10 protein-coding genes and 1 pseudogene are annotated in these 8225 nt (G+C 69.0%); 10 read left to right on the forward strand and 1 reads right to left on the reverse strand.

Features of this window, described 5'->3' with window-relative positions; genetic code table 11:
• The 8 genes and pseudogenes from GRX31_RS29755 to GRX31_RS29790 form a co-directional block, all read left to right on the forward strand.
• A pseudogene (locus GRX31_RS29755) lies at positions 1 to 285 on the forward strand (hypothetical protein); the annotation flags it as partial.
• A gap of 56 nt (positions 286 to 341) precedes the next feature.
• Positions 342 to 1535 carry a phage tail sheath subtilisin-like domain-containing protein gene (locus tag GRX31_RS29760; protein ID WP_016450710.1) on the forward strand — a complete coding sequence of 398 codons (1194 nt, stop codon included), beginning with the start codon at positions 342 to 344 and terminating at the stop codon, positions 1533 to 1535.
• 63 nt (positions 1536 to 1598) lie between these two features.
• The gene (locus GRX31_RS29765; protein ID WP_012204508.1) at positions 1599 to 2108 is read left to right on the forward strand and encodes a phage major tail tube protein; all 510 of its coding nucleotides are present in this window, start codon (positions 1599 to 1601) and stop codon (positions 2106 to 2108) included.
• Between the two features lie 96 nt (positions 2109 to 2204).
• Positions 2205 to 2564 (forward strand): phage tail assembly protein, encoded by a 360-nt coding sequence (locus GRX31_RS29770; RefSeq protein WP_012204507.1) that lies wholly within the window; start codon positions 2205 to 2207, stop codon positions 2562 to 2564.
• An 8-nt stretch (positions 2565 to 2572) separates the two neighbouring features.
• Positions 2573 to 2689 carry a GpE family phage tail protein gene (locus tag GRX31_RS29775; protein ID WP_012204506.1) on the forward strand — a complete coding sequence of 39 codons (117 nt, stop codon included), beginning with the start codon at positions 2573 to 2575 and terminating at the stop codon, positions 2687 to 2689.
• Positions 2690 to 2802: 113 nt separating this feature from the next.
• Positions 2803 to 5631 carry a phage tail tape measure protein gene (locus GRX31_RS29780; protein WP_160856149.1) on the forward strand — a complete coding sequence of 943 codons (2829 nt, stop codon included), beginning with the start codon at positions 2803 to 2805 and terminating at the stop codon, positions 5629 to 5631.
• A gap of 11 nt (positions 5632 to 5642) precedes the next feature.
• Positions 5643 to 6083, forward strand: a complete 441-nt coding sequence (locus tag GRX31_RS29785) for a phage tail protein (protein WP_160856151.1) — start codon at positions 5643 to 5645, stop codon at positions 6081 to 6083.
• Positions 6071 to 7084 carry a contractile injection system protein, VgrG/Pvc8 family gene (locus tag GRX31_RS29790; protein ID WP_160856153.1) on the forward strand — a complete coding sequence of 338 codons (1014 nt, stop codon included), beginning with the start codon at positions 6071 to 6073 and terminating at the stop codon, positions 7082 to 7084. The genes GRX31_RS29785 and GRX31_RS29790 overlap by 13 nt, the downstream gene beginning before the upstream one ends.
• Before the next feature lie 48 nt (positions 7085 to 7132).
• Here GRX31_RS29790 and GRX31_RS29795 read toward each other — a convergent pair whose 3' ends face one another.
• Positions 7133 to 7465: a helix-turn-helix domain-containing protein gene (locus GRX31_RS29795; RefSeq protein WP_012204502.1), complete on the reverse strand. Its 333-nt coding sequence runs from the start codon at positions 7463 to 7465 to the stop codon at positions 7133 to 7135.
• Between the two features lie 86 nt (positions 7466 to 7551).
• Between GRX31_RS29795 and GRX31_RS29800 the strand changes: the two genes are divergently transcribed.
• Positions 7552 to 7773, forward strand: coding sequence for a hypothetical protein (locus GRX31_RS29800; protein ID WP_224986487.1), 222 nt, complete (start codon positions 7552 to 7554; stop codon positions 7771 to 7773).
• Positions 7774 to 7834: 61 nt separating this feature from the next.
• Positions 7835 to 8158 (forward strand): ogr/Delta-like zinc finger family protein, encoded by a 324-nt coding sequence (locus GRX31_RS29805; protein ID WP_012204500.1) that lies wholly within the window; start codon positions 7835 to 7837, stop codon positions 8156 to 8158.
• The last annotated feature ends 67 nt before the right edge of the window (positions 8159 to 8225 follow it).

Genomic DNA, 8225 nt, shown 5'->3' on the forward strand with positions numbered 1-8225 from the left:
CCCCGCCACATCACCCCCCACGCCCTGCGCCGCCGCTTCACCGTGGTCGAGCGCACGGCGCTGGAGTGGGCCGTGGTGGACCGTGCCGAGGCGGGCGAGGCCGACCGGCTCAACGCGGCCACGCTGCGCTCGCTGCTCAAGGACATCGAGCAGGCGCGGCAACTCGATCTTGACGACCCCGAACTGGCCGACAGCCTGCGCCGGTTCGAGGCCTTCGGACTCATCGCCGCGGGGCGTGCCCAGGAGATCCTGGACGGCCCCGTACAAGCCCACGAACAGCCGTGACCACCCCTTTTTGACGACAGCCCCACGGCCCAACCACCCCCAACCCGGAGAACACCATGGCGACAGCCCCGTTCCATCATGGCATTCGCGTCACGGAAGTGAGCGAAGGCATCAATTCCATCCGCATCGTGTCCACGGCCGTGATCGGCCTCGTGGCCACGGCCAGCGACGCCGATGCGGCCACTTTCCCGCTGAACCGTCCGGTGCTGGTCACCAAGGTCGATGCGGCCATCGGCAAGGCCGGCACCAAGGGCACGCTGGCCCAGGCGCTGAACGCCATCAAGGAGCAGTGCCGCCCGGTGCTGGTCGTCGTGCGCGTGGCCGATGGCGAAGGCGCCACCGAGGCCGAGCGCCGCACCGACCAGGACGCCAAGGTCATCGGCACCACCGCCGGCAACCAGTACACGGGCCTGCAGGCGCTGCTGGCGGCCCAGGCACAGCTCGGCGTCAAGCCGCGCATTCTGGGTGCGCCAGGCCTGGACAGCCAGGCCGTGACCGACGCGCTGGCGTCCGTGGCCATCAAGCTGCGCGGCTTTGCGTATGCAGCGGCCATCGGCAACGATGTGGCCGAGGCCCAGGCCTACCGCGAGCACTTCGGCCAGCGTGAACTGATGCTGCTGTGGCCCGGCTTCAAGGCGCTGGATCTGTCCACCGCCGCCGTGCAGGACGCCTCGCCCGTGGCCTACGCCCTGGGCCTGCGCGCGCGGATCGACCAGGAGCAGGGCTGGCACAAGACGCTGTCCAACGTGCCGCTGTCCGGCGTGCTGGGCATCTCGCGCGATGTGCACTGGGACCTGCAAAGCCCCGATACCGAGGCCGGCATCCTCAACCAGGCCGGCATCACCACGCTGATTCAGAGCCAGGGCCACCGCTTCTGGGGCTCGCGCACCTGCACGGACAGCGAGCTGTTCCGCTTCGAGTCCAGCGTGCGCACCGCGCAGGTGCTGGCCGACACCATGGCCGAGGCGCATTTCTGGGCCGTGGACAAGCCCATGCACCCCAGCCTGGTCAAGGACATCCTGGAAGGCATCAACACCAAGTTCCGCGAGTTGAAGGCCCTGGGCTACATCCTGGACGGCAAGGCCTGGTACGACGAAACGGTCAACGAGACCGCCACGCTCAAGGCCGGCAAGCTGGTGCTGGACTACGACTACACGCCCGTGCCTCCGCTGGAGGACCTGGGCTTTCGCCAGCGCATCACCGATCGCTACTTCGCCGACTTCGCCCTGCGCGTGGGTACCGGCCAGTAAGCGGCGGCCGCACCCGACACACCCAATACACCGAACACATCGGATACACAGGAGAAAAGCACCATGGGACTGCCCCGCTCTCTCAAGAATTTCGCCACCTTCGTGGATGGCAACTCGTACATCGGCGACATGCCCGAAGTGGGCTTGCCCAAGCTCACCCGCAAGATGGAGAAGTACCGCGCCGGCGGCATGAACGGCGAGGTCAGCCTGGACTTCGGCATGGAGGCCATCGAGGCCGACCTGACCGCTGCCGGCTACATGAAGGAATTGATCTCCACCTGGGGCACGCTGCGCCACGACGGCGTGCTGCTGCGCTTCGCCGGCGCCCTGCAGGGCGATGACAGCGAAGGCGTGGACTCGCTGGAAGTGGTCATGCGTGGCCGCTTCTCGGAGTTCGACCCCGGCAAGGCCAAGGCCGGCGACAAGACCGAGATCAAGTACAAGCTGGCCGTCAGCTACTACCGCCTGTCCATCAACGGCCAGGTGCTGATCGAGATCGATCCGGTCAACTTCGTCGAAGTCGTCAACGGCATCGACCGCCTGGCCCAGGTCCGCGCCGCGCTGGGCATCTGAGCCTGGCTCGTCTGACCTGACCTCACCGGGCCTCACCGGGCCCCCGGGCCGGCCGGCCCGGTCCTCACTTTCCCTTCACCCGAACGCTGACACACCATGGATACCACCAAGCCCCAGGAAGACCTCCAGAACCAGGCTGCCGCCAATGCGGCCGCCCTCGCATCGGGCGATGCGCGCGAGATCACGCTCGACGTGCCGCTCAAGCGCCCCGGCGGCGACCTGGCCCGGGTGCTGGTGCGCCGCCCCAATGCCGGCGCGCTGCGCGGCCTGTCGCTGGTCGAGCTGCTGCACATGAACGTGACCGCGCTGCAGACCCTGCTGCCGCGCGTGACCGAGCCCATGCTGCACAAGGCCGAGGTGCTGCAGCTGGACCCCGCCGACCTGGTGACCCTGGGTACGGAGGTGGCCTCTTTTTTGGTGCCGAAGGCGCAGAGGGAGCAATTCCCGAGCGCGTAGAGGATGCCATGGCCGACCTGGCCATGGTCTTCCACTGGCGGCCGGCGGACATGGAGGACATGTCGCTGGCCGAACTCGGCCAATGGCATGAACGGGCGCGCGAGCGCTACGAAAGCCAGGACTGAGCCAGGACTGAGCACCACCTCCACTCCATCGCCCGCCTCTCGCCCCTCTCTTGCACGCCCCTTGCCCATGACCTCCACCCAACGCCAACACCGCACCGGCCAGGGAGCCCTCCATGGCCGTTGACACCCTGCGCCTGGACGAGGTGCTCAAGCAGGCCGAGCGCGTGCACCAGCCCCTGGCGCTGCTGGGCAGAACCAGCAGCAACACGGCCCGGGAACTCAAGGAAACGGTCGACCAGTTGAAGAAGCTGCAGCAGCAGCAAGCCCAGCTGGGCGACTACCGCGCGCTGCGCAGCGGCCTGGCCGACACCACGGCACGGCTGCGCGGCGCGCGCCAGCAGATGGCCCAGCTGCGGCTGGAATCGGGCGCGGGCGAGCAGCCCTCGCGCGCCATGCTGCGCGCGCTGCGTTCGGCCCAGGTCGAGGAGGAGCGCCTGGCGCTGCTGCGCGCCACGCAGCGATCGCGCCTGATGGACATGCGCGAAGGCCTGCGCGGCGCGGGCGTGGACACGGGCAACCTGTCCGCGCACGAGCGCAAGCTGCACAACGACATCCGCGCCACCACGGCCCAGATGGAAAAGCAGCGCAAGGTGGTGGCACCGGCCGCCCAGCGGCTGGAGAGGATCGACGCCCTGCGCGAGCAGAGCAAGACCCTGGCCGATCGCGGCCAGGCGCTGCGCGAGACGGGCGGCAAGATGCTGGCGCCCGTGCGCGCCGTGAGCCAGGCCTTCATGACCGACGACCAGGCCGCCGCACAGCTGCGCGCCACCATGGCGGGCAGCAACGGCAAGCCGGGCGCCGATTACCAGCAGGTGCTGGACATGGCCAAGAGCCTGGGCACCGACATGCCCGGCAGCACGGCCGACTACATCGCGATGATGAACCAGCTGCAGCGCCAGGGCGTGTCCTCGCAGGATGTGCTGGGCGGAGTGGCCCGGCAGGCGGCCAACCTGGGCGCGGTGCTGAACATGCCCGCCAAGGAGGCCGGCGAGTTCGCGGCGCAGCTGCAGCAGACCACCCGCGCAAGCGCGGGCGACATGGCCGCACTGGCCGACACGGTGCAGCGCACCTCCCACCTGGGACTGGACCCCACAGGCATGGTCAAGGGCCTGGACGCCATCGGCAAGGCCCTGCCGCAGCTGGGGCAGCAGGGCGCAAGGTCGGGACAGATGTTCGCGCCGCTGCTGCTCATGCTCAACGACGCCAGCATCAGCGGCGAGGCCGCCGGCAAGGCCGTGGGCAACCTGGTCAAGAACTCCATGGACCCGGCCAAACTGGGCCAGGCCAACAAGATGCTCGCGAGCCAGGGCGTGTCGCTGGACTTCAAGGACGCCAGCGGCAAGTTCGGCGGCACCGAGCAGATGATGGCCCAGCTGCAAAAGCTGCAGAGCCTGGGCAGCGACAAGCTGCGCGCCGCTGCGCTGGACAAGCTGGCGGGCGGCGATGCGCAGACGCGCAAGGCCCTGGAGGCGTTGCTCCAGCAGGGCCCGGGCGGCTACCAGCAGATCGCCTCCCAGCTCAAGTCACAGGCGGATCTGGATGGGCGCGTGGCCATCCTGAAGGACTCGGTCTCGGCCCAATACGAGTCCGTCAAGGACAGCTACAACGGCCTGTTGAGCGACATGGGCTCGACCATCGAGTCCGACCTCAAGGCCGTGCTGGGCACGCTGCGCGAGATGACCGAAGGCATGCGTGCCTGGGTCAAGGAGCATCCCCAGATCGTGCAGTGGACGCTGCGCATCGTGGCCGTGCTGGGCCTGCTGATCGCAGGCGTCGGCGTGGTGAGCAGCGTGCTGTTCGGCCTGCTGGCGCCGCTGCTGCTCACGCGCACCGTGTTCGGCCTGCTGGGTGCGGCCATGGGCGCAGGCAGCGGGGCCTTGGGCGTGCTCAGGCGCGGCCTGGCGGCCGTGGTCCTGTCGCTGGGCATGATGGGCGGTGGCGGCAGTGCCATGGGCCTGTTGGCCGGCGGCATGCGCATGGCCAGCAATGCCGTGGGCGTGCTCCGGCGCGGCGTGGGCGCCGTGGTCCTATCCCTGTCCATGATGAGCGGCGGTGGCGGAGCCATGGGTCTGCTGTCGGGAGGCTTGCGCATGGCCAGCAACGCTGCGGGCGTGCTCAGGCGCGGGCTGGGAGCCGTGGTCCTGTCGTTGGCCATGATGGGCCGCGGCGCTGCCATGGGCAGCATAGGCACCGCCCTGGCCGGCGCGGGCCGCGCTGCAGGCCGCATCTTCGGCGGCGGTGCAGGCAAGGGCCGTGCGGGCGCCGTCATGGGCCTGCTGGGCGCCGGCCTGGGGGCCGCAGGAGCCGTCGGCAGTGGCCTGGGCGGTAGTCTGGGTGGTGCAGCCGCATCGCTGATGGGCTTGGTGCGCATGACACCCATGGGCCGGCTCGCAGGCGGCCTGATGGGCGCGGGCGGCTCGATCATGCAGAACTGGGACGGCCTTTCCACCGCCTTCAAGGCCGGCGACTGGAAGGGCGTCGGCGGCACGCTGCTGGAGGCCGGCAAGGCCGGCCTCGATGGCGCCACGGGCGGGTTGTTCGGCGTGGTCGCTGACCTGGCCGGCAAGGGCATCAGCGGCCTGGCCTCGTCGGTGGGCTCATGGTTCAAGTCCGGCGATGCGTCGGCACCCGACCAGGGCCGCGCCGGCGCACTGCGCCAGGGTGTCGCTGCTGCAGCCACGGCGGCCACGCTGGCCACGGGCGCCATGCCGGCCATGGCCGACACGGGCGCCGTGCGCATCGACAGCCGCCCGCCGCTGGCCAGCGCCGCTGCACCCGCGCCGGCACCGGCCCCGGTGGCCGGCGCCACCATCCATATCACCGTCAACGCTGCGCCCGGCCAGGATGCGCAGGCCATTGCCCGCGCCGTGGCCGCCGAGCTGGACCGCCGCGACATGGCCAAGCGCTCCAGCGTGCTGTCGCAGCTGTCGGACATCGACTGAGGAGCATGAGCATGCTGATCACACTGGGCCAGTTTGCCTTCGGCATCGACACACTGGCATTCGACAAGCTGGTGCGCAGCAGCACCTGGCGCCACCCGAGCAACAGCCGCGTGGGCGCGCGCCCCGCCCGCCAGTCGCTGGGCCCAGGCGATGAAACGCTGGGCCTGACCGGCGTGCTCGCACCCGAGTTCCGGGGCACGGCCAAGTCGCTGGACGACCTGCGCGAAATGGCCGACCAGGGCAAGGCATGGGCCCTGGTGGGCGGCGAAAGCATCCTGGGCGCCTGGGTCATCGAGAGCCTGCAGCAGACCGGCACGCACTACACACCGGGCGGCAAGCCGCGCCGCATCGAGTTCGATCTCAAGCTGGCCCGCGTGGACGACCACCTGGCCGAAGGCGGCGGCGGCGTCGATCCCTGGCCCGATGAAGACTTCTGGGAATGGTGGATCTGATGGCCACGCAGGAATACTTGCACGCCAAGCCCCAGTACGAAATCGTCCTGGACGGGCGCAACATCACCAGTCAGGTGGACACGCGGCTGATGAACCTGACGCTGTCCGAATCGCGCGGCGAAGAGGCCGACAAGCTGGACATCACGCTGGACGACAGCGATGGGCGCCTGGCCCTGCCAGGCAAGGGATCCAAGATCGCGCTGAAGCTGGGCTGGGCCGGACATGGCCTGGTCGACAAGGGCACCTACGAGGTGGACGAGGTGGAGCACCAGGGTGCGCCCGACAGAATCGTGGTGCATGCGCGCTCGGCCGAGCTCAAGCGCCAGCTGCGCACGCGCTCCGAGCACAGCTACCACAACAGCACGCTGGGCCAGATCGTGCGCAGCATTGCGCAGCGCAACGGCCTGCAGGTGCGCGTGGACGCGCAGTTCGAGAACCTGCGCGTGGACCACATCGACCAGACCCACGAAAGCGACCTGAACTTCTGCAGCCGCCTGGCGCGCCAGTACGATGCCGTGTGCACGGTCAAGAAGGGCAAGCTGGCCTTCATCGCCATCGACAGCAAGATCACCGCTGCCGGCCAGACCGTGGAGGCCGCCACGCTCACGCGCGCCGAGGGCGACAGCCACGCCTACCACACGGCCGCGCGCAACGACTACAGCGGCGTTCGCGCGTACTGGAACGACGCGGATCGCGCCGAAAAACGCAGTGCCACGCAGGGCGCCGAAGACAACGAAAAGCGCCTGAAGGACACCTACGGCAGCGAGGCCGAGGCGCAGGCCGCCGCCAAGGCCGAGATGGGCCGCATCAACCGCGCCAAGGCCACCATGGGCCTGAAGCTGGCGCTGGCGCGGCCCGACCTGATGCCGCAGACGCCGCTGAAGCTGCAGGGATTCAAGGCAGAGATCGATGACACGCCGTGGCTGGTCGTCAAGATCCAGCATGAGCTGGGCGACGCCGGCTTCACCTCCAAGCTGACGCTGGAGACACGCGCCAAGTGAGCGAGAGGGGCGGGTAGAGCGCGTCCTGGAGCGGCCGGCGCAGGCCGTTCAGCGCGCGGCCAGGGTCGCCACGGCCATGATGGCGGCGCGGCCCGAATCGTCGGCCCGGCCGTAGCAATCGAGCAGCTCGCGCTCGTCGGGCGCCAGGGTCTGGACCGATGCGTTCGCATGCTGGCCCGTGACCACATACAGGACATCCACGCCCAGGCCCGCCATCACGGCCAGGGCAGCCGCATTCGGCGATTGCTCGCCCTTCTCCCAGGTGGCCAGGGTGCCGCGCGAGACGTCGCAGGCGTCTGCCATGGCGAGCTGCGCCACGTCCAGACGCAGACGCTCTTGCCTCAGCCTTTCACCGATGTGATCGAAATTTCTTCTATTCATCAATTGACATGCTCGAAATTTCGAGCAATGATGCAGTCAGCGTGTAACCAAACCATCCAAACCATCCCAAATACTACATGACAGCCATGCACTCCCCCAGAGCCGTGCCCGGTATCCCTGCGGATCCGGTGCTTCATGACAGGCCCGTGCCACTGCGCATGACGGCATCCGAACGCGAACGCCACGCCCGCTATGCCAGCCGTGAAAGCCGCAGCGCCTCCAACTTCGCGCTGAAGCTGTACCGCATGGGCATGCAGCAGTACGAGCAGCAGATGCCGCCGCTGCCCCAGGCCGATCAGGCGCGATAGCCACCCGCGCCGCCCTGTTCACCGCCTTGTCTTCGATCCCAACTGCCCCCAGGAGCCTGCCATGCGCATGATGTGCCCCCACTGCAACGAACACGCCTACACCCGCACCAGCCTGCAGCTGACCAGCACCAGCCGCGAGACCATCTTCCAGTGCCGCAACTTCGAGTGCGGCCATGTGTTCTCGGCGGTGACCGAGATCAACCGCACCATCAGCCCCAGCGCCATCCCCAACCCCATGGTGATCCTGCCGATGAGCACGCACATCAAGCGCAAGCTGCTGCAGACCCAGCTGGACGCCATGCCGTCCTCGCAATACGAAGGCGCAGCGCACCGCGCAGCCCAGGCGGCCGAATCCGCCCAATCCAGCGAAGGCGCGCGCAGCTAGCGCGGCCGGGGCGCCTTCGCCGCTCCTGACGGCGCCCCACCCGGCGCGCGGGCAGCCCCGCCTGCAC

Origin of the sequence: Delftia sp. CH05 (assembly GCF_009827015.1) — a bacterium.
Classification (GTDB): Bacteria; Pseudomonadota; Gammaproteobacteria; order Burkholderiales; family Burkholderiaceae_C; genus Comamonas; species Comamonas tsuruhatensis.

Coding starts and splice junctions, on each gene's coding strand:
- GRX31_RS29760 (WP_016450710.1), top strand. CDS start 342: ATGGCGACAGCCCCGTTCCATCATGGCATTCGCGTCACGGAAGTGAGC.
- GRX31_RS29765 (WP_012204508.1), top strand. CDS start 1,599: ATGGGACTGCCCCGCTCTCTCAAGAATTTCGCCACCTTCGTGGATGGC.
- GRX31_RS29770 (WP_012204507.1), top strand. CDS start 2,205: ATGGATACCACCAAGCCCCAGGAAGACCTCCAGAACCAGGCTGCCGCC.
- GRX31_RS29775 (WP_012204506.1), top strand. CDS start 2,573: ATGGCCGACCTGGCCATGGTCTTCCACTGGCGGCCGGCGGACATGGAG.
- GRX31_RS29780 (WP_160856149.1), top strand. CDS start 2,803: ATGGCCGTTGACACCCTGCGCCTGGACGAGGTGCTCAAGCAGGCCGAG.
- GRX31_RS29785 (WP_160856151.1), top strand. CDS start 5,643: ATGCTGATCACACTGGGCCAGTTTGCCTTCGGCATCGACACACTGGCA.
- GRX31_RS29790 (WP_160856153.1), top strand. CDS start 6,071: ATGGTGGATCTGATGGCCACGCAGGAATACTTGCACGCCAAGCCCCAG.
- GRX31_RS29795 (WP_012204502.1), bottom strand. CDS start 7,465: ATGAATAGAAGAAATTTCGATCACATCGGTGAAAGGCTGAGGCAAGAG.
- GRX31_RS29800 (WP_224986487.1), top strand. CDS start 7,552: ATGCACTCCCCCAGAGCCGTGCCCGGTATCCCTGCGGATCCGGTGCTT.
- GRX31_RS29805 (WP_012204500.1), top strand. CDS start 7,835: ATGCGCATGATGTGCCCCCACTGCAACGAACACGCCTACACCCGCACC.